This is a genomic window from Pantoea sp. 18059 (genome assembly GCF_902706165.1).
Taxonomy (GTDB): domain Bacteria; phylum Pseudomonadota; class Gammaproteobacteria; order Enterobacterales; family Enterobacteriaceae; genus Pantoea; species Pantoea agglomerans.
The window spans coordinates 321,108-341,188 of record NZ_CACSJS010000004.1; the positions used below are offsets into that span (position 1 = coordinate 321,108).

The following is a 20,081-nucleotide window of genomic DNA, read 5'->3' on the forward strand; positions in this document are numbered from 1 at the left end:
TGACAACCCGCCTGCATCAGCTTAAAGAGGAGATTCAGTGACCTTTGCGAGCGGGCCGTTGAGCTGCCACCCGCGTCAGCACTGGGAGCTGAACGGCAGCGTTCTGGTGAGTGGCGAGGGTTAATCGCCTGCCCACAATTATCTGTCGCCCTGCCCTGTTTTCCCTCGCGAAGCCCATGCTATCTTGTGGTTTTGATTTTTTCAGTGGGCAAAATTGATGACAAAGTTGCGGGTAGGGATCGTGTTTGGCGGGAAATCGGCTGAGCATGAGGTGTCGTTACAGTCGGCCAAAAATATCCTTGAGGCGATCGACAAAACCAGGTTTGACGTGGTGCTGCTGGGCATTGATAAGCAGGGACACTGGCGTCTTAACGATGCTTCAAACTTCTTACTTAACGCTGAAAATCCGGCGCTGATCGCGCTGAATCACGCCGCTGAAGATGTGGCGCTGGTGCCCGGCACGACTCAGCAGCAGATCATCACCCGTCATAACGCCCATCCGCTGTCGCAGATCGACGTTATCTTCCCTATTGTGCACGGTACGCTGGGTGAAGATGGCTCCCTGCAGGGCCTGTTGCGTATGGCCTCGTTACCTTTTGTCGGTTCCGACGTGCTGGGCTCTGCGGTCAGCATGGATAAAGATTTTACCAAACGCCTGCTGCGCGACGCCGGCCTCAACGTCGCGCCGTGGGTGAGCGTCACCCAGGCCCAGCGTGCACAGCTGGACGCCAGCGCAGTCATTGCCCGCTTTGGCCTGCCGCTGTTTATCAAACCCGCCAACCAGGGTTCATCGGTGGGCGTCAGCAAAGTGGACAGCATTGAAGAATTTGATGCCGCGCTGGCGCTGGCCTTCTCCTTTGACCGCAAGGTGCTGATTGAACAGGGTATCAAAGGTCGCGAGATCGAGTGTGCGGTGCTGGGCAACGATGCCCCTGAAGCCAGTCCCTGCGGTGAAGTGGTGGTGCATGACGCTTTCTACTCGTATGACACCAAATATATCTCTGAGAGCGGTGCGCAGACGATGGTCCCGGCAGCCATTTCACCGGAAACCAGCGATGCGATACGTGAGGTTGCCATCAAGGCCTTTACCGCGCTGGAGTGCTTTGGCATGGCGCGCGTCGATGTGTTTTTAACTGCCGATGGCGAAATTATCGTCAACGAAGTGAATACCCTGCCCGGCTTCACCAATATCAGCATGTATCCGAAACTGTGGCAGGCAGCCGGACTCAGCTATCAGGATCTGATCAGTCGTCTGATCGACCTGGCGATTGAACGCCACCAGCAGGTCAGTACCCTGAAAAGCAGCGTCAGCTGACAGAACCCGGCGGCGTGGCGTTATGCCACGTCGCTGGTGATGGCACGGTAGTTAACCGGCGAGGTCTGATTGCGGCCATTGCGTTTCGACAGATAGAGATTTTTATCGGCTGCGGAGATCAGCCGGTTGATGACGCGGTGCCACTCCGGCGCCTCACCGGCACTGCCATGCGCCAGCCCCAGACTGACGGTTACTGTGGCCGTACTGCCCTGCAGCCAGAACTTCTCTTTCGCCATCTTCTGCCGGATGCTCTCAGCAAGAAAGTAGAGCTTTTCCGGATTCTGGTCGAACAGCACCACCGCAAACTCTTCGCCGCCAAAACGGCAGATGCGCCCCTCTTTACCCACGACGCGCTGCATACGGCGGGCGATCTCTTCCAGTACGCTGTCACCCGCATCATGACCAAAATTGTCATTAATCGCTTTGAAGTAATCGACATCCAGCAGGATCACGCCCGCCCGGCGGTCCGGGAAGATCGGCTCAGCACGCAGACTTTCATAGAGGCCGGAACGCGACAGCAGCCGGGTCAGGAAGTCATAGTTGGCGCGCAGCGCGAGACGCTGGTTGAGCTGGCGAATCGCATCCATGCTCACCGCCACAATCAGCGGGCTGATCGCAATGGTCGCCACGCCCAGCCGTGCCGAGGTCAGATGGGTGATCGGCAGCATATTGTCATCGCCCTGGATATTCATCACGCCATGCGAAACCAGAATGATTTCGCTAATGCCGGTGAGCAAAATCACCAGACTGGTGAGCGGCATCGGCAGCACGATGGCGCACCAGACCAGCGCCGGAACCGGGAACGTCAGGCTGCCTGCGCCGCCCATCATCGCGCCAATCACCAGCGAAAAAATCACGGCGACAACCGGTGCCAGCTTGCGCATCTGCATAAACTGCCGGGGCGACAGCGACGCCCAGTCGCGCGTCAGCAAAAAGGGCAGCAGCATCAGCCCGGTTGAGAACTGTTCGCTGAACCATTCGCCCCAGGCCGTCACCAGCCCGTTGTTAAAATCGGCCTGCTGCGCCAGCGCCCCCCAGCTGGCGCAGGCCAGTCCGGCCAGCAGACAGGCCGGAAAAATGCGCAGCACGCTGGTTATACGCTCGCTGCCGGAGTCGTGCTGAAGATGTTTTACCAGCAGCGTCACCGCCACCAGCACAAACAGAAGATTCGCCATGTTGAGGGTAAAAGCAGAGAGCGCCCAGCCTGAAAAAACGATGTCGTTAAACACCATCGCAGCAAAGGTGGCCAGGTAATAGCGGGTCTGATGCAGAAAAGGATTCCGGACGATCACGCCAGTGACGATCGCATTGACCGGCCAGAACAGCGACAGCTCCTGTGGAAAGCGCAGGTGTCCGCCGATAAAGCAAAACAGCAACGTGATTAAAAACAGTGAAAATGCGTTCTTCTTAACGTTGTGCTCTTCAAACAGCTGTATGCGCATACATCCGGACCTTGTCACAGAGAGGCTGGCTGTCCACGCCAGCCTGGACAGGCGCGTGGTGTCAGAATGATTAAATCCTGAATATCCTCAATGTCATCCGGCGATAAAACCTCGTTTCATGGGCTAACTCAGAAAAGTTACCGTTTTGAGGCTAAACCCATCAGATGACAGCAAAAACTGGGGCTCTATTATGCATCGCAAATAAAAAAATCGGATATCCGAGATATCCGATTTTTGCTGTTCTGACGACTTTACCGTTGCGCTAAACGCTATTTTACGGCAACCGGCCACTGACTCAGGCGAATGCCGCGTTTGTCGGCATTATCGCCAAAATCTTTCAGCACCGCTTTGACGTCGGGATCGATATATTCCGCATTGTCGTTATCGACGATGACTACGCTGTTCTCCGGGATCTCATCCAGCAATCCCTGCAGCTTTGGATTGTGCATAAAGGTCAGGTTCTGCTGAAAGCGCAGCACGTAGTGGTCGTCATAGCGGGTGAGCTGCAGCGCGTTGCGATGGCTTTTATAGATGCTATAGAGGATCTGCGTGGCGATGCCGATACCAATCCCGACCAGCATGCCCAGCGTGATAATACCGACGATGGTGGCCAGAAACGGCACGTACTGCTGCGCGCCCATCCGGAACTGCTCAATAAACAGTTTGGGTGTCGCCAGCTTGTAGCCGGTATAGAGCAGCACGGCAGCGAGGCTGGCCAGCGGAATGGCGTTCAGCATCTCACTGAACCACATGCCGCAAATCAGCAGCAGCACACCGTGAATGAAGATCGACAGTTTGGTCTGCGCGCCCGCACTGACGTTAACCGAACTGCGCACAATCACCGCCGTTATCGGCATCCCGCCAAGGAAACCGGCCGCCAGGTTACCGATGCCCTGCGCGAACATCTCTTTGTTAGGCGATGGCGCGGGCGTCTGAGGACGCAGTTTTTTCAGCGCCTCCTGACTCAGCAGCGTTTCCAGACTGGCGACCAGGGCTAAGGTTACCGCAACAACCCAGACCTGCGGATTCTGCCAGGCCATCCAGTCGGGCGTTTCCAGCTCTGCTACCAGCGCGGAAATGCTGTCAAAAGCGGGCAACGAAATACGCGCCAGACCGCTGGTCATTTCCGGGAACAGCCGTCCACCCACGACGGTAGCAAGGCAGCCTATCAGCACGGCAATCAGCGGCCCAGGGATCCAGGCCAGCGCTTTGATCCGCTTCACCGGTGCGGTGGTCCAGAGACATAAAATGGCCAGGCCGACACCCGCTACCGCTACCGCGGGCAGCGAGAAGGTCATCTCACCGGTCACCAGTGAAACCAGCTCCGCATCGCCCGCGGCTCCCAGCGCCACCGGGATCTGCTGCATGATCAGCAGCAAACCGATCGCTGCCAGCATCCCTTTGATGACGCTGCCCGGCACCAGCGAAATAAACCGTCCGGCACGCAGCAGGCCAAACAGACATTGCAGTGCTCCGGCGATAATCAGCGCGGTGAGAAAGGCGGAAAAACTGCCCAGAGACGCCATTGAGGCGACGACGATGGTGACCAGGCCTGCCGCCGGGCCGCTGACGGCAAACCGGGACGGACTCAGTGATGTGACCACCAGGCCGCCAATCACACCGGTCAGCAGACCGGCAAACGGCGGTAATCCGCTGGCCTGTGCGATGCCAAGACAGAGCGGTAAGGCGACCAGAAACACCACCAGACCCGCAGGAATATCACGACGCAGGGTATCGAGGTTCATAATGAAGGTTCCTCTGCAGATTGATGAATCAGCTCTTTAAGATGGCCGGAGCGCAGGTCATACACACAACCAAACACCTCCAGTTCCTGGCCCGATTGCCAGATTTGCCGGACCGGTTCAGATTTCACCAGTCTGGCGAATTGCGCCTTAACGTTGGCCTCAACCAGCCGATCGAGCTGTTCACCCGGCTCCGCGTCTGAAGGGGGGCTTTCCGCCAGGCCATGCTGAATGTCATGACGCAACGTCTGAATGCGTCTCGCCAGCGCGCTCTCCTGCCCGTCCAGCACGCTGCCCGGCAGATTCTGCGCGGCTTCCACCCCACCGCAGCCATAGTGGCCGCTTAATACAATGCGTTTTACACCGAGAAAAAAGAGCGCGTATTGCAGCACGCTCAGTAAATTGTCATCGTCCTCAATCACCATGTTGGCGATATTACGATGCACAAAGAGTTCGCCAGGATGGGAGCCGGTTAAGACTTCTGCCGGAACGCGACTATCAGAACAACCTATCCAGAGTGAGTGCGGCTTTTGCTGATGAAGGAATTTTTTAAAGTAGTCTGGATTACGCTGGCGGCGCTGTAATGCCCAACTGCGATTTTTCGCTAATAAGGGTTTAAGTGTCGTCACAATCATCTTCTCTCTACTACCGGGATGTCGCATCCTGGCTAACCACAAAGTGTATCGGCTCACAAATAAAGCGTGAGCCGCCAGGTAAATAAGAACTGAGTCACAGAAAAAGGTTATAGCCGCTAACCATTACCAATGCACGAGCAATATTTCACAGCACTTTAACATCATGCTATTTGTCAATCCGGCGTCAGTAAGAGTCAGGGTTAAGTAAATTTAATTAAGCAGAAGAGAAGTGGAATAATTAGCGAAAATCATTTTAAAATTAAAAGTATCAATAGGTTAAAATATAAAAGATAATAAACTAAAGTTACTGCTGACAAAAAAATACAATCATTAACCAAGGGGATATTCACTGCCATACCAAACGGCCTGCTTTTTACCAGGAATACTCTTAATTAAAAAATTAACCATTAGCACGATCAACCGGCTTAATTGCTGATAGCCAGTCAGATATGCCTGATTTTAGATAAGAATGAAGCAAGAGATAATTAATTTAATTTGCAGCAAAATAGTGACGGGAGAAAGTAAATCAGGACCATGTTTTAACAGAGCCTGACACGGTCAGGCTCTTTTTCTTGACGAATTATTTACCGTTCCAGCTTTGCAGGCGCGATTCCCGCACAGACAGCTGCTGTTCGGGCGTCAGTTTATTGTAGTTTTCCGCCATTCCGCTCTCCCAGTCGCCGTAGAGCGGATTCGGCAGCACGATGAACTGCGTTCCAAACTGCTGATGGTTAAGATTCACAAAATCACGACGCGTCTGATTACCCTGATGCCAGGTCGCGCCACCAAAATCGTTGAGGTTATCGCCAACGTAGAGCACCACGTTATAGCCGGCATTTTTAATGGCATCGAAACGCGCCTGCTTATTGGAGCTGTCAGTATTCAGACGTACCGTTTTATCGCTGACGTTGGGGAAGCCGAGCTGCTGCATGTTAGCGACCGTGGCCGCGTAATCTTTCTGATCGCGGTTCGACACATAGAACAGCGTGCCGCCATTCTGTGTGACATGACGCGCAAACTCTATCGCGCCCGGCACCGCTTTCGCCTGCCGCGCCTGTGTCCAGGCTGACCAGGTTTTGCTGCTGAACGGCTGGCCGTTCTTCGCCTGCCACGCGCTGTAGGCACTGTTATCCAGCATCGTCTCATCCAGATCGACAATCACCGCTTTGGGTTTGCCGGTCAGCGAGGGGGCCTGATCAAACGCCATACGCGCGGTATTAAATGCCTGCCAGGTCAGCGCCTGATATTCACCAGACTGCTGGAACCAGTTTACCGCCAGCACCGATTGCTGGCCGAGTTGCTGTTGCGCGGTCTGATGTGACGACGAGGCGCAGCCGGTAAGCAGCAGCGCGACCAGTCCGGATGCAGCCAGTTTTGCGGAGGTTTTCATCATTTCATCCTTAAGGTGAGAAAGGTCTGAGGAGAAGCTTCAAAAATGTAGCAGTTAACGTAAGCTGTGGGCAGCCCAACGCACGCTGTTATAACAGGAGATTCCTATGGCCGTGATCCCGCGCTCGCCATTGCTCGATTCGCTGGAGTGGCTCGAATATGCGTTTCAGCCAGCCGGAGAGCCACCACCCGCTGATGCCGCCTATGGACATCAGCGCCACAGCGCGACCGTGGTCACCGATATCGAGAACATCCCACCCAAAAGCTGCGAGTCTGATGGCGTGATCGGCAGCGGGACACGCCCGGTGGCGGTCTACACCGCCGACTGCCTGCCAGTGCTGTTCGCCGATCGCCAGCAGCGGATCGTGGCCGCGGTTCATGCCGGACTCAAAGGTACGCTGGCGGGTGTGCTGACCCGCGCGGTTGAAAAACTGTGCGAACAGGGCTGCGAGCCGCAGAACCTGATGGTGGCGATCGGTCCGGCGATGGGCCCCTGCTGTTATGAACTGGCCGAACCGCAGCTGGCGGAGATTGCGCAGAACCCGGCATTGGCCAGCGGGCTGCGCTGGCACCAGAACCAGCCGGTTAATCCTCTGGCGCAACGTCCACAGGCCGCTGCCCGCCAGCAGGGTGTCTGGTTCGATCTGCCTGCGCTGGCAACGCAGTTGCTGATAAACGCGGGGGTGCCGGCTGCGCAGATCGATAACGTCAATGTCTGCACCTACTGCATGGCCGAAAGCGGTTCAAGCTACCGCTTCAATACCCACCACGGCAGCGGCTATCACTCCCGCTATTCGTGGATCCGTCGACGTTAATGGGTTTTCTGGCACCGCGCTGACAGCATGTAGCGGAACCTGAACAGTGACGGGCGCTGACGCCTGTCGCAAAGCTACGCGGGCCACGGATGACGGTCTTAACCTCTTTGCGCAAGGCATGGGCGACCTCCGCCCACTCTTTGTTACTCACCTCACTCCCCTGCCGTTGTTTATGATTTCACTCACACCCTGACATTCTTTCACTTTTTTTTAACGCAGAAGTGGCTAGAGTGAACTCATCCGACCACTTTACCGTGAGTGACTATCATGTCCGTCAATCCTGACTATCCTGCGCTGTTTACGCCGCTTGACCTTGGCTTTACCCGACTGAAAAACCGCTTTCTGATGGGGTCAATGCACACCGGACTGGAAGAACACCCGGATGGTGCAGCCCGGCTGGCGGCTTTTTACGGCGAGCGGGCGCGTGAAGGTGTCGCGCTGATCGTCACCGGCGGCATCGCCCCCAATGCCCAGGGTGTCACCACCGCGCATGGCGCGATGCTCACCGACGAGACGCAATGTGACTGGCACCGGCAGATCACGGAGGCAGTACATCAGCATCAGGGCAAAATCGCCCTGCAGATCCTGCATACCGGTCGTTACAGCTATCAGCCCGATCTGGTTGCGCCCTCAGCACGCCAGGCGCCGATTAATCCGTTTACGCCACAGGCGATGAGTGAGGCGGCGATTGAACAGACCATTGAGGACTTTGCCCGCTGCGCCCGACTGGCACAGCAGGCGGGCTACGATGGCGTGGAGATCATGGGTTCCGAAGGCTACCTGATTAATCAGTTTCTGGTGAAGCACACCAATCAGCGCACCGACCGCTGGGGCGGCGACTTCCGGCAGCGGATGCAGTTTGCGCTGGCAATTACCCGCGCCGTTCGCGCCGCGACCGGCGATGCCTTTATCATCATCTTCCGGTTGTCGATGCTCGACCTGATCGAAGAGGGCAGCACGCTGGAGGAGACGCTGTTGCTGGCGGGCGAGCTGGAGCAGTGCGGCGTCACGCTGTTCAATACCGGTATTGGCTGGCATGAGGCGCGCATCCCGACCATCGCCACCTGCGTGCCGCGTGCGGCCTTTGCGTGGGTGACGCAGCGCCTGCGTGAACAGGTGAAGGTGCCGGTCATCGCCACCAATCGCATCAACCATCCCGCCGTCGCCGAGCAGCTGTTGCAGTCCGGCTGCGCCGATATGGTGTCGATGGCGCGCCCTTTTCTCGCCGATCCCGCCTTTGTCACTAAAGCCCAGCGCGGTGAACCGGACAGCATCAACACCTGCATTGCCTGTAATCAGGCCTGCCTCGATCAGGTGTTCGCCGGTAAAATTACCTCCTGCCTGGTCAATCCGCGCGCCTGCCATGAGTCGCTGATGCCGGTCATCGCCAGCACCGCCCCGCGCAGGCTGGCCGTAGTGGGTGCCGGTCCGGCCGGAATGGCGTTTGCGCTGCAGGCGGCCCAGCGCGGTCATCAGGTAACACTCTATGAGGCCGCGCCGGAGATAGGCGGCCAGTTCAATATTGCCCGGCTGATCCCTGGCAAATCGGAGTTCAGCGAAACGCTGCGCTATTTCCGGCATGAGCTGGCAGCCGCAGGCGTGACGGTTCAGACGGGCTGGCGGGTGACGGCGGATCAGCTGAGTGACGCCGATGAAGTGGTGCTGGCGACCGGCATTCAGCCGCGTACGCCCGATATTCCGGGCATCGACCACCCCAGCGTGCTGAGCTATCTGGAGGTGCTGCGCGATAAGCGCCCGGTGGGGAAACGGGTGGCGATTATCGGCGCAGGCGGTATTGGCTTTGATGTGGCGGAGTATCTGTCACAGCCATCCCATGACGAAGATCTGGCGGCGTTTTATACCGAATGGGGCATCGACCACAGCCTGACGCAGCGTGGCGGCGTGATGAAACCCGAGCCGCCTGCTGCGTTACGGCAAATCTGGCTGCTGCAACGCCGATCGGGAAAACCGGGTGCCGGGCTGGCAAAAACCACCGGCTGGATCCATCGCGCCAGTCTGCAGGCGCAGGGCGTTGAGATGTGGGGCGGCGTTGAGTATCTGGCGATTGATGACAGCGGCCTGCATCTGCGGCGCAACGGCGAAACGCTGTTGCTGGAGGTCGATAATGTGATTATCTGTGCCGGACAGGAGCCGCAGCGCGAACTGGAAGCCGCGCTGCGTGCAAAAGGACAGAGGGTGACAGTCATCGGCGGTGCAGATGTGGCGCAGGAGCTGGATGCGCGCCGTGCGATTGCGCAGGCGACGCAGCTGGCATTAACCGTCTGACTAGCGCATTTTCACCGCGCGCAGCACCACAAACTTCTGGTTAGAGGCGATCAGCGTACAGTTACCAAACAGCTTCTTCAGCTTGTGGTGATAATCGAGGTGGCGGTTGCCGACAATGCGCAACTCGCCGCCATACTGAAGGCAGCGTTTGGCATCGCGGAACATCTGCCATGCCAGGTGATCGGTCACCGCGTGCTGCTGGTGGAACGGCGGGTTGCACAGCACCGCGTGCAGCCGATCTGACGGATAGCCGCTCAGCACGTTGTTCACCAGGAACTGACAGCGTGACAGATCCTCAGGACGGTTCACTTCCACATTAAGCTTGCTGGAAGCGACCGCCATGTAAGACTCATCAAGGAAATGCACTTCGGCCTGCGGGTTCTGCTCCAGCGCCACCAGCCCCACCACGCCGTTACCACAGCCGAGATCGACAATCTCGCCCTCAATGTTTTCCGGAAGATGCTGCACAAAGAGCCGTGCGCCGATATCCAGCGAAGCGCGTGAAAAGACGTTGGCGTAGTTGTGAATCTGATAAGGGGTGCCATCCAGCGGCCAGACCAGCGTCGGCGTGGCCTCGCGCAGTGCAGGCTTGCTGAACTGGCTGTAGATCAGACGCGCTTTTTTCCACGCCAGTGAGGTTTTGGTTTCACCTATGATCTGTTCGAACAGCTGCAGCGTAGAGTTATGGATCTCTTTGGCGCGCGCCGCCGCCAGAATCACCGTATCAGGCGTGACGACTTCGCGAATGGCGCGCAGCTGGTGCTCCAGCAGCGCCAGGGTTTTAGGCACCTTGATCAGCACAGCCGCAGGTGAAGCAGGCAGTTCAGCCAGGCTATCAACAAAGTGAACGTCGCTGTCATCCAGCCCATTAAAGGTCAGGTTCTTACGGGCGGCCTGCTGGCTCAGCCAGGAGTCGCTGACGTGCCAGACGGTACGCGAATTCAGGGCGCAGGTTAAGGCCCCGAAACTGTCGTTGAAGACCAGCACCGGCCCCTCTGGCAGCGCCTGCTGTAACAGATATTCATCAGCCGCATCCCAGGCTTGTAATGGACTTTCGTCACGCATCTGCGGGAAGCGATGCAGGATCAGTGTGCGATCGTTCAGTTCAAGTTGGCTCATGAATTCTCCGGCGTGGTACACTTTGGTTGATTTTCGCCCCAAAATCGGGGGCGCAGTATACTGTCTTTCGCCTGGAATCCCTAATGTCCTCACTGATCTACCTTCAGGGTTATCCTGCCCCCCTTCTTGAGCAGGTTCAGTCGCTGATCGCCCATCAGCGCTTAGGTGCGTTCCTGCAGGAACGTTATCCTGACACCCACGACGTGATGAGTGATAAAGCGCTGTATGACTACACGCAGGCGCTGAAAAATCGCTATATGCGCAATGCGCCGCCGATCAGCAAAGTGATGTGGGATAACAAGATTAAGGTGATGAAGCATGCACTCGGGCTGCACACTGCCATCTCGCGGATTCAGGGCGGTAAGCTTAAGGCGAAAGCGGAAATCCGTATCTCGACCTTTTTCCGCCTCGCGCCAGAGCCGTTTCTGCGGATGATCGTGGTGCATGAGCTGGCACACCTTAAAGAGAAAGATCACGATAAGGCGTTCTACCAGCTCTGCTGCCATATGGAGCCGGATTATCACCAGCTCGAATTTGATGCGCGACTGTGGATGACGGACCAGGCGATGCGCGGCAACGCGGCTTAAAGAAACTCCTGCGCTTTCTGAATCAGACTGGTTTTGGTCAGCGCGCCCAGAAAGCGCCGTTCCTGCGGATTGTTGAGCACCGGCAACCGCTCCAGCGTCACCGCCGCAAAGGCTTCCCATCCCTCACGCATACTCTGATTCTGATACACCACCGGGAAATCCTGATCCATCACGCACTGCACCGGTGAGTCGAGGGTGATCTCCTGGGCCAGCACCCGGCGCGAAATCTCATGAATCGAGACCACACCGAGGAAAGCGCCCGCGGCGTTGATCACATAAACATAGCGTTCACGCTTCAGGGAGCTGACCGCCAGCGCCTGCCCCACCGACTCCTCCGGCTGCAACGCCGCACCCGCAATAATCAGCTCGGCAATGCGCATGTTATCGAAATCATATTTCGCTTCTGAACGGCTGAAGTGATGACTTACGACCGGATAAGTACTGGCGGATTGCAGGCGATAGACCACCATCGACGCCAGCACGGTAGCGATCATCAGCGGAAACAGCAGGCTGCTGTTGAGCGTCATCTCCAGCACCATCAGCATCGCCATCAACGGCGCCTGACTGACCGCCGCCAGCACCGCCGCCATACCAATCGCGGCATAGAGCAGCACATTGCCAAGCGGCAGATGCAACGCCGCCCCCATCGTCGCGATGATCACCCCCAGCAGTGCGCCAATCAGCAGCGAAGGGGTAAAGAGTCCGCCGACGGCGTTCGAGCCTACCGACAGGCTGGTAGCAAGGGTTTTCAGCACCAGCAGCAGCAGCAGACCCGGCAGCAGGTAGTGCCCTGCCATCACTTTGACGATCACCTCGTAGCCGTTGCCGAGGATATCAGTGGAGATCAGCGCCAGTAAGCCGACCGCAAAACCGCCCGCTCCGAGGCGCAGCGGCAGGGAGGCGACCCGGCTGAACAGCACTTTGCTGCGGGCGATGCATTTAATCACGATCCAGCCCGCCAGACCGGCGCACAGACCAATCACCACCGTCATCAGCAGGCTGCTGAGATCCATGGCGAAGTTCGCGTCTGCCAGCGGATAGAGCGCGCTGCGAAAACCCAGCGTCCACATGGTCATCACCGCCGTGGCGGCAGCGATGATCAGGGGGATCAGCCGCTGCAACGCAGAAATGCCGAAGGCGATTTCCGCCACAAAAATCGCCGACGCCAGCGGCGCATGGTAAACCGACGCGAGGCCCGCCGCCGCCGCCATCGCCACCACGTCACTGTTTTTCAGGTTAAGTGAGGCCGGTAACAGGCGACCAATCGCACTGCCGCACAGTGCCGAGAGCTGCACCATCGGCCCCTCTTTACCTATCGAGGCGCCGCTGCCGATACTGGCAATCGACGATAAGGCGCGGAACAGTGAGGTCCGGGTCGGCACCGCATCCAGCCGGGCGTTGATCACTTCAAGGTAATCCGTTTTCACCGTCTGCTGCTGCTCGATGGCAACGGCATAACGCAGAAAATAGCCCGCCAGTACGCCGCCCGCCCCCACCAGCAGCGGCCAGAAGATCCACGGCCAGAGATGCAGGGATTCGGTTATTTCGCCACTGCGGGCAAACAGCAGATGGTTGATCAGTTCAATCACGCCGCGGAAAGCCAGCGTCACCAGCGACGCCGCACACCCGACCGGAATGGCGATCAGAAGTGTGGTCCAGTTTAATGCGTGCTTACTTGCTTTCACCTGCGCTCCCTGGTTGGTACATAAACATCATCGCTTCCGCATATTATTGGAATGCGGATCGCAGGATCAATCCCTGCCCGCCCGGCACCATTGCACAGCGTGGGTGAGATGTTACTCTGCCGCTTTACAGCTGCCGGAGAGATGACGTGATTCGTTTTGCCATTGTGGGAACAAACTGGATTACACGCCAGTTTATTGATGCTGCTCATGAAACCGGAGCGATGAAGCTCTGTGCGGTCTATTCACGCAGTCAGCAGCAGGCTGAGGCCTTTATCGCCGATTATCCCTGCAAACAGACCTTTACCTCACTGGAAGCGCTGGCCGCCAGCCCGGAGATCGATGCGGTCTATCTGGCCAGCCCCAACGCCCTGCACTGCCAGCAGGCGCTGCTGTTTATGTCGCACGGCAAGCATGTGATTTGCGAAAAACCGCTGGCCTCTAATCTGGCAGAAGTGGAGGAAATGATCGCCTGCGCCCGTGAGCATCAGGTGGTGCTGTTTGAGGCGTTTAAAACTGCCAGCCTGCCGAATTTTCTGCGGCTGCAGCAGGCACTGCCTGACGTTGGGAAACTGCGAAAAGCGCTGCTGAATTACTGCCAGTACTCCTCACGTTACCCACGCTATCTCAACGGCGAGAACCCCAATACCTTTGATCCGCGCTGGTCGAATGGCTCAATTATGGATATCGGTTATTACTGCCTGGCCTCGGCGGTGACGCTGTGGGGCGAGCCAGATCGCGTGCAGGCCAGGGCGACTTTGCTTGCAAGCGGCGTGGACGCGCACGGCGTGGTGGTGCTGAGCTACGGTGATTTCGACGTGACGATTCTGCATTCGAAGGTGAGTGATTCCAGCCTCCCCAGCGAGATTCAGGGTGAAGCGGGCGCGCTGGTGATAGAGAAGTTATCGGAGTGCCAGCAGCTGACTTTTGTGCCGCGGGGCGCGGAAAAGCAGACGCTGAGCCAGCCGCAGCATATCAACACCATGCTGTATGAGGCCGCCGCTTTTGCCCGGCTGGTTGAGCAGCGCCAGGTGGACCACCCTTCGCTTGAGGTTTCGCGGATTACTGCATCGCTGCTGACTGAGATACGCCGCCAGACCGGCGTGATCTTCCCGGCCGACCAGGCTGCTGTGTAAATATTTCTAAATATGTCTGAGAGGTGTTGCTTCCTGTGCGGCTAAACCGTAACTTACCCTCCTGCAAAGGGGAGTAACTTGTAAGCTGATTGATCGTCATTACGATGCGAAAGCATCCGGTCATCAGGCAACCCGGAATCAATTTCTGTGTTGTAAGTGAGACCTTGCCGGAAGGCGAGGTTTGCTTACACAAAAATAAGCGGCTGACGTCTTCTGACTTCAGCCGTTTTTTTTATTTTTCGGACAGGATACGAATATGCAAACTGTGGGTACGCCTTTACTGTGGGGCAGCTTTGCGGTTGTGGTGCTTATCATGCTGGCTATCGACCTGCTGTTGCAGGGACGCCGTGGCGCGCAGACCATGTCTTTCAAACAGGCGGCCGTCTGGTCGCTGATCTGGGTTTCAGTCTCACTGCTGTTCAGCGCCGCCTTCTGGTGGTATCTGGAGGGCAGCGCGGGACGTGAAGTCGCTAACACGCAGACGCTCGCCTTCCTGACCGGTTACGTGCTGGAAAAAGCGCTGGCGGTGGATAACGTCTTCGTCTGGCTGATGCTGTTCAGTTACTTCTCTATTCCGGCCAATCTGCAGCGCCGGGTGCTGATCTATGGGGTATTAGGCGCTATCGTGCTGCGTACCATCATGATCTTCGCCGGTAGCTGGCTGGTCACGCAGTTCAGCTGGATCCTCTATGTGTTCGGTGCCTTCCTGCTGTTTACCGGTGTGAAAATGGCGCTGGCGAAAGAGGATGACAGCGCGGTGGGCGAAAAATCTGTGGTGCGCTGGCTGCGTAAGCATCTGCGCATGACTGACGATCTCGACGGCGAGAAGTTCTTCACCCGCAAAAACGGCGTGCTGTTTGCGACGCCACTGCTGCTGGTGCTGATCATGGTGGAAATCAGCGACGTGATCTTTGCGGTCGACAGTATCCCGGCGATCTTCGCCGTGACCACTGACCCGTTTATCGTACTGACCTCAAACCTGTTCGCTATCCTGGGTTTGCGTGCCATGTACTTCCTGCTGGCAAACGTGGCGGAACGGTTCTCGATGCTGAAGTATGGCCTGGCGATTGTGCTGGTGTTCATCGGCTTTAAGATGCTGATTGTCGACCTCTACCATATCCCGGTCGGTATCTCGCTGGGTGTGGTCGGTGCCATTCTGGCATCAACCCTGCTGATTAATGCCTGGGTTAACCGCAAAAGAGACCAGAAAAAGCTCGCACCATAATTACCTGCAGGGGCAGCCGATGCCCCTGTTTTATTTTGTGGCAGCCTGTCACGCCATTTCATCCCTCTGTCACACTTCCACTATCCAGCATAATAAAAATCTGACCTGCTCCACAGTGACAGAACTTTCTCTTTTCTCGTCCGATCTTTTCCTTATACTCCGCCGGGCAAACCGTTTTAGCCGATGCAAAACATCGCGTCTGAAACTACATCCGCGACAAAATATAGAAAATATTATGCAGAAAACTCTCTCCGCACGTCTGGGCACGCTGCTCGCCGGAAGCCTGGTGAAGCAAATCATGATTGGGCTGATCGCCGGTGTGGCGCTCGCCTGGATTTCACACGATGCCGCTATCGCGGTCGGTCTGCTGGGTGAACTGTTTGTCAGTGCGCTGAAAGCAGTCGCGCCATTGCTGGTACTGATGCTGGTGATCGCCTCGATTGCCAACCACCAGCAGGGCCAGAAGAGCAATATCCGGCCGATTATTATGCTTTATCTGCTGAGCACCTTTTTCGCGGCGGTCGTCGCGGTGGTCTTCAGCCATCTGATCCCGCAGACGCTGACGCTGGCGGTGGGCACCACGGAAATCACACCACCATCCGGCATTACCGAAGTGTTACGCGGACTGCTGATGAGCATGGTGTCGAATCCAATCACGGCCCTGATGAACGCCAACTACATCGGCATTCTGGTGTGGGCAATTGGTCTCGGGCTGGCGTTCCGTCATAGCAGTGACACTACCCGCGCCTTTCTCAATGATGCCTCTCATGCGGTGACCTGGCTGGTACGCTGCGTGATTCGCTGCGCGCCGATTGGTATTTTCGGTCTGGTGGCCTCGATCCTCGCGTCTACCGGCTTTGGCGCGCTGTGGCAATATGCGCATCTGCTGGCGCTACTGATCGGCTGTATGCTGCTGATGGCGCTGGTGGTGAACCCGCTGCTGGTGTTCTATAAAATCCGTCGCAACCCCTATCCACTGGTCTTCACCTGCCTGCGCGAAAGCGGCGTGACCGCCTTCTTTACCCGCAGTTCTGCCGCCAACATTCCGGTGAATATGGCGCTGGCGAAACGTCTGGATCTGGATGAGGATACCTATTCGGTGTCGATTCCACTGGGCGCAACCATCAGTATGGCGGGGGCGTCGATTACCATTACCGTGCTGACGCTGGCGGCGGTGCATACGCTGGGGATCAGCATTGATGTGCCGACGGCGATTCTGCTGAGTCTGGTGGCATCACTCTGTGCCTGTGGTGCATCTGGCGTGGCGGGCGGTTCGCTGCTGCTGATCCCGGTGGCCTGTAACATGTTCGGCATTCCGAATGATCTGGCAATGCAGGTGGTGGCGGTCGGCTTTATTATCGGCGTCCTGCAGGATTCGGCGGAAACCGCACTGAACTCTTCAACCGATATTCTGTTTACCGCCGCCGTCTGTCAGGCAGAAGCGGAGCGCGAAACCAGTCGGGCCTGATTCAGTTAACATAAAAAAGGCGACCCGTATGAATAATTACGGATTGCTTAAGACTGCTGCTATGCCCACATCAGGGTTAATCCAGCCGCAACGGATAAACTCAACGCGCAGGGAACACGGGCAGAAGAGGAAAGCGTCCCGCGCCAGGGATGGCGCGGGCCGAGCGTGTCATGGATGACGGCCTTTGCGACTTTCCGATCTGACCGTGTTCCCTTCGCAGGCTCGGTCTCACCGCCACAGAGCCGGACTTTATCAACGATCTCAAGCGACCCGCACTTTAACGGGTCGTTTTTGTTTAAAGCGTTACACCACTTTTGAAAATCGCCAGCTCGCGGAAATCGTTCTTCTCGTTGTTGGTCGGCTGACCACTGGCAATCGCCACAATGCTGTCGACAAAGTCTTCCAGCATCGCATCCATACTCATTCCCTCGATCAACCGTCCGGCATTAAAGTCGATCCAGTGCGGTTTCTTCTCCGCCAGCGGCGTATTGGTAGCCAGCTTCACCGTCGGCACAAAACCGCCATAAGGCGTGCCGCGTCCGGTACTGAACAGCACCATGTGGCAACCAGCTCCCGCTAGCGCACTGGTGGCGACCGCATCATTGCCCGGCGCACTCAGCAGATTCAGCCCCGGCGTTTTTAACCGTTCGCCATACTTCAGCACATCGACCACCTGGCTCTGCCCCGCTTTCTGAGTACAGCCCAGCGACTTCTCCTCCAGCGTGGTGATACCGCCCGCTTTGTTGCCTGGCGACGGGTTTTCGTAGATCGGCTGCTGGTGATCGATAAAATACTGTTTGAAATCGTTGATCATCGCCACCGTTTTGCTGAAGGTCTCCTCGTCGCGACAGCGACTCATCAGAATCCGTTCTGCGCCAAACATTTCCGGTACTTCGGTCAGTACGGTCGTGCCGCCATTGGCAATCATCTGGTCCGAGAAACGTCCCAGCAACGGATTGGCGGTGATGCCAGACAAACCATCCGAACCGCCGCACTCCAGACCAAACTTCAGCTCGCTGAGTTTGCCCGGCTCGCGCTGGTCGTGACGCATTTTTTCATACAATGCGTGCAGCCGCTCCAGCCCGGCTTCCACCTCATCGTCATGCTGCTGGCACACCATAAACTCGACCCGGTCGCTTTCAAACGCGCCGAGGGTGTCACGGAAGGCATCAACCTGATTGTTTTCGCAGCCGAGACCAATCACCAGCACCGCGCCAGCATTAGGATGGCGCACCATGTTCTGCAGCATGGTGCGGGTGTTTTCGTGATCCTGCCCCAGCTGCGAACAACCGAAGGTATGGCTGAACAGGAACGCGCCATCGATATCTTCTGCCTCCTGCGTCTCTTTCAGGAAACGCTGCAGGATCTGACGCGCAATGCCGTTGACGCAGCCGACGGTCGGCAGGATCCACAGCTCATTGCGGATGCCAACCTCGCCGTTAGCACGACGATAGATCTGCACCTCACGGTCACCCGGCTGCGGCGGCAGCGTCACAAACTCGGGCTGATACGCATATTGATCCAGATCGCTGAGATTGGTGCGGGCGTTCTGCGAATGGATTAACTCACCGGCGGCCACAGGCTGCGTGGCATGGGCAATCGGCAGCCCATATTTGATCACCAGCTCATCCTGCGCGATAGGCTGCAGGGCAAATTTATGCCCGCGTCCGACCGCCTGTTGCACCGCCACACGCAGTGGCGGCAGCTCTATCATGGCGCCCGCGTCTAAATCACGTAACGCCACGGCGACATTGTCGCGGGGATCAATTTTAATTGCGTCTTGCATAGCGTTATCTCAGTTGGCTCAGCGCCTCACGCATTCCGTGGGCGATGATATTTTGCAGGTGTTGGGTGACAGCCGCAGCCAGTCCGGGCTGACGGGTTAAATCTTCACCCCAGTGTTGCGCGTCGCTGAGTACGCCGTTCACCAGCTGTTGCGGTGACAGCTGATCCGCATCAAGTGCTTTCCAGGCGTCGGCGTAGCGCTGTAACCACTGCGGCTCGTCCTGCAATGGCCAGCTCTTGCCGGCTGACTCGCCGCGATAAAAAGCGATCAGCGCAGCCAGCGCAAAGGTGATGTGTGCCGGCCACTCGCCGGTTTGCTGATGCGCGGCAAGGAGTGGCGTCAGCAGACGGGTGCGGAATTTGGTCATGCCATTAAGGGCAATCGACAGCAGCGCGTGGCGAATAAACGGATTGCGGAAACGACGCTGTACCGCATCGGCAAACGCGTGCAGTTCATCGGCAGGCAGATCCAGCGTCGGGATCACTTCGTGACGCAGCAGGTTATCCACAAATCCGGCGATAGCCGGATCGGCCATCGCCTCTCCCACACTCTCAATACCGGCCAGAAACGCGACCGGTACCATTGCAGTGTGCGCGCCATTGAGAATGGCCACTTTTTGCGCTTTATAGGGCGCAATGTCATCCACATGCCGAACCTGCGGCGACAGCGCCGCCAGCTTCAGTTCATTAAACAGCGCCGACGGCCCCTGAATCACAAACTGATAGTAGACTTCGCCCGCCACCAGATAGCGATCTTCATAACCCAGCTCGCGTTGCAGCGGCTCGCTTTCCGCCGGGAAGCCGGTGACGATGCGGTCGACCAGGGTGTTATAGAACGCGCAGTGCTGATGAACCCAGGTTTTAAATTCGGAGGGCAGATGCCACTGATCGGCGTAGCGCAGTACCAGATCGCGCAGCGTATCGCCGTTATGGTCAATCAGCTCGCACGGCACCACCAGCCAGCCCCGGTCGCTGGCGCCATTGAAGTGGGAATAGCGCGCCCACAGCAGCTGCGTCAGTTTGCCGGGGAAACTGCTGGCGGGCTGATCGGTAAGCTGATCGGTGCCGACAAAGGCGATGCCCGCTTCGGTAGTATTGGAGAAGACCATGCGCAGATCCGGATTACGGGCCAGCGCCATAAATTCGCCGAACTGCTGCCAGGGCTGGATTTCACGGTTGAGACTGCGGATCAGCCGGGTTTCGCTGACCTGCTCGCCCTGATCGTTCAGCCCGCGGATCAGTGTGGTATAGAGTCCATCCTGCTGATTCAGGCTGTCGCTGACTTCACGGTTGCGCGGCCGCACCACCACGATCCCGGCATCGGTGCCCTGATGTTCATTGAGCCAGTCGATCTGCCAGTCAATAAAGGCGCGCAGGAAGTTGCCTTCGCCGAACTGGATCACCCGGTCGCGATAGACGGCGCCCGGAAAGTCGTGACGGTTTAGCCTTTTCATT

Annotated in this window: 15 protein-coding genes; 7 read left to right on the top strand and 8 right to left on the bottom strand. The window is 57.3% G+C overall.

The features are described from left to right. The first annotated feature begins 217 nt into the window (after positions 1 to 217). Positions 218 to 1,315: a D-alanine--D-alanine ligase gene (gene ddlA, locus GVJ63_RS13425; protein WP_159227007.1), complete on the top strand. Its 1,098-nt coding sequence runs from the start codon at positions 218 to 220 to the stop codon at positions 1,313 to 1,315. 20 nt (positions 1,316 to 1,335) lie between these two features. Here ddlA and GVJ63_RS13430 read toward each other — a convergent pair whose 3' ends face one another. From GVJ63_RS13430 to GVJ63_RS13445, 4 genes are all read right to left on the bottom strand, one after another. Further along, entirely contained in the window at positions 1,336 to 2,757 is a 1,422-nt protein-coding gene (locus GVJ63_RS13430; RefSeq protein ID WP_159227008.1) for a GGDEF domain-containing protein, read from the bottom strand. 269 nt (positions 2,758 to 3,026) lie between these two features. Further along, positions 3,027 to 4,502, bottom strand: a complete 1,476-nt coding sequence (locus GVJ63_RS13435; protein WP_159227009.1) for a SulP family inorganic anion transporter — start codon at positions 4,500 to 4,502, stop codon at positions 3,027 to 3,029. Continuing rightward, entirely contained in the window at positions 4,499 to 5,134 is a 636-nt protein-coding gene (locus tag GVJ63_RS13440) for a carbonic anhydrase (protein ID WP_029519418.1), read from the bottom strand. Before GVJ63_RS13440 ends, GVJ63_RS13435 begins: the two co-directional genes overlap by 4 nt. A gap of 580 nt (positions 5,135 to 5,714) precedes the next feature. Further along, positions 5,715 to 6,524 carry a 5'-nucleotidase, lipoprotein e(P4) family gene (locus GVJ63_RS13445; protein ID WP_010256579.1) on the bottom strand — a complete coding sequence of 270 codons (810 nt, stop codon included), beginning with the start codon at positions 6,522 to 6,524 and terminating at the stop codon, positions 5,715 to 5,717. Between the two features lie 106 nt (positions 6,525 to 6,630). On the opposite strand from GVJ63_RS13445, the gene GVJ63_RS13450 reads away from it, so the two are divergent. Both GVJ63_RS13450 and GVJ63_RS13455 read left to right on the top strand, forming a co-directional pair. After that, the gene (locus GVJ63_RS13450) at positions 6,631 to 7,338 is read left to right on the top strand and encodes a polyphenol oxidase family protein (protein WP_115387156.1); all 708 of its coding nucleotides are present in this window, start codon (positions 6,631 to 6,633) and stop codon (positions 7,336 to 7,338) included. Between the two features lie 267 nt (positions 7,339 to 7,605). Beyond that, complete coding sequence (locus GVJ63_RS13455) at positions 7,606 to 9,624, top strand: NADPH-dependent 2,4-dienoyl-CoA reductase (RefSeq protein WP_159227010.1); 2,019 nt, start codon at positions 7,606 to 7,608, stop codon at positions 9,622 to 9,624. On the opposite strand, the gene rlmG is transcribed toward GVJ63_RS13455, so the two are convergent. Then, positions 9,625 to 10,743 carry a 23S rRNA (guanine(1835)-N(2))-methyltransferase RlmG gene (gene rlmG, locus GVJ63_RS13460; protein WP_159227011.1) on the bottom strand — a complete coding sequence of 373 codons (1,119 nt, stop codon included), beginning with the start codon at positions 10,741 to 10,743 and terminating at the stop codon, positions 9,625 to 9,627. 83 nt (positions 10,744 to 10,826) lie between these two features. Here rlmG and GVJ63_RS13465 point away from each other — a divergent pair, with 83 nt between their 5' ends. Further along, positions 10,827 to 11,330: a M48 family metallopeptidase gene (locus tag GVJ63_RS13465; protein WP_010256568.1), complete on the top strand. Its 504-nt coding sequence runs from the start codon at positions 10,827 to 10,829 to the stop codon at positions 11,328 to 11,330. Here GVJ63_RS13465 and GVJ63_RS13470 read toward each other — a convergent pair. Then, on the bottom strand, positions 11,327 to 13,015 hold the full coding sequence (locus tag GVJ63_RS13470; protein ID WP_122889570.1) for a chloride channel protein: 1,689 nt from the start codon (positions 13,013 to 13,015) through the stop codon (positions 11,327 to 11,329). The genes GVJ63_RS13465 and GVJ63_RS13470 overlap by 4 nt on opposite strands. A 146-nt stretch (positions 13,016 to 13,161) precedes the next feature. On the opposite strand from GVJ63_RS13470, the gene GVJ63_RS13475 reads away from it, so the two are divergent. The 3 genes from GVJ63_RS13475 to sstT all read left to right on the top strand — a co-directional run bounded on the left by GVJ63_RS13475 (position 13,162) and on the right by sstT (position 16,841). Beyond that, positions 13,162 to 14,148: a Gfo/Idh/MocA family protein gene (locus tag GVJ63_RS13475; protein ID WP_010699776.1), complete on the top strand. Its 987-nt coding sequence runs from the start codon at positions 13,162 to 13,164 to the stop codon at positions 14,146 to 14,148. Between the two features lie 256 nt (positions 14,149 to 14,404). Beyond that, entirely contained in the window at positions 14,405 to 15,373 is a 969-nt protein-coding gene (locus GVJ63_RS13480; protein ID WP_159227012.1) for a TerC family protein, read from the top strand. A 235-nt stretch (positions 15,374 to 15,608) separates the two neighbouring features. Then, positions 15,609 to 16,841, top strand: a complete 1,233-nt coding sequence (sstT, locus tag GVJ63_RS13485; protein ID WP_010256557.1) for a serine/threonine transporter SstT — start codon at positions 15,609 to 15,611, stop codon at positions 16,839 to 16,841. Positions 16,842 to 17,136: 295 nt separating this feature from the next. Here the strand turns inward: sstT and GVJ63_RS13490 are convergent, their stop codons facing one another. Together GVJ63_RS13490 and GVJ63_RS13495 are read right to left on the bottom strand one after the other, a co-directional pair. Continuing rightward, positions 17,137 to 18,627, bottom strand: a complete 1,491-nt coding sequence (locus tag GVJ63_RS13490) for a UxaA family hydrolase (protein ID WP_033780651.1) — start codon at positions 18,625 to 18,627, stop codon at positions 17,137 to 17,139. 4 nt (positions 18,628 to 18,631) lie between these two features. Further along, positions 18,632 to 20,080 carry a tagaturonate reductase gene (locus tag GVJ63_RS13495; RefSeq protein ID WP_159227013.1) on the bottom strand — a complete coding sequence of 483 codons (1,449 nt, stop codon included), beginning with the start codon at positions 20,078 to 20,080 and terminating at the stop codon, positions 18,632 to 18,634. Position 20,081: the final 1 nt, after the last annotated feature.